Source organism: Colwellia sp. C1TZA3 (assembly GCF_007954265.1).
Classification (GTDB): domain Bacteria; phylum Pseudomonadota; class Gammaproteobacteria; order Enterobacterales; family Alteromonadaceae; genus Cognaticolwellia.
In genome coordinates, this window is sequence record NZ_VOLS01000142.1 from 1 (window position 1) to 1,104 (window position 1,104).

At 51.9% G+C, this 1,104-nt stretch carries 1 rRNA gene; it reads right to left on the reverse strand.

Annotated elements, in window-relative coordinates:
- Positions 1-1,104 (reverse strand): 23S ribosomal RNA (locus ESZ39_RS17545); the annotation flags it as partial.

The following is a 1,104-nucleotide window of genomic DNA, read 5'->3' on the forward strand; positions in this document are numbered from 1 at the left end:
CACACCCAACCTATCAACGTTGTAGTCTCCAACGACCCTTTAGGGAGCTTAAAGCTCCAGTGAGAACTCATCTCAAAGCCTGCTTCCCGCTTAGATGCTTTCAGCGGTTATCAGTTCCGAACGTAGCTACCGGGCAATGCTATTGGCATAACAACCCGAACACCAGCGGTTCGTCCACTCCGGTCCTCTCGTACTAGGAGCAGCCCTCTTCAATTCTCAAACGCCCACGGCAGATAGGGACCGAACTGTCTCACGACGTTCTAAACCCAGCTCGCGTACCACTTTAAATGGCGAACAGCCATACCCTTGGGACCGACTTCAGCCCCAGGATGTGATGAGCCGACATCGAGGTGCCAAACACCGCCGTCGATATGAACTCTTGGGCGGTATCAGCCTGTTATCCCCGGAGTACCTTTTATCCGTTGAGCGATGGCCCTTCCATACAGAACCACCGGATCACTATGACCTACTTTCGTACCTGCTCGACGTGTCTGTCTCGCAGTTAAGCTGGCTTATGCCATTGCACTAACCGTACGATGTCCGACCGTACTTAGCCAACCTTCGTGCTCCTCCGTTACTCTTTAGGAGGAGACCGCCCCAGTCAAACTACCCACCAGACAGTGTCCCCAAGCCCGATTAGGGCCCTAGGTTAGAACATCACGCATACAAGGGTGGTATTTCAAGGTAGACTCCACCACATCTGGCGACATGGTTTCATAGTCTCCCACCTATCCTACACATGTAGGAGCAATGTTCACTGTCAAGCTATAGTAAAGGTTCACGGGGTCTTTCCGTCTAGCCGCGGGTATACGGCATCTTAACCGCAATTTCAATTTCACTGAGTCTCGGGTGGAGACAGTGTGGCCATGATTACGCCATTCGTGCAGGTCGGAACTTACCCGACAAGGAATTTCGCTACCTTAGGACCGTTATAGTTACGGCCGCCGTTTACCGGGGCTTCGATCATGAGCTTCTCCGAAGATAACCCAATCAATTAACCTTCCGGCACCGGGCAGGCGTCACACCGTATACGTCATCTTTCGATTTTGCACAGTGCTGTGTTTTTAATAAACAGTTCCAGCCACCTGGTTACTTCGACTCTCC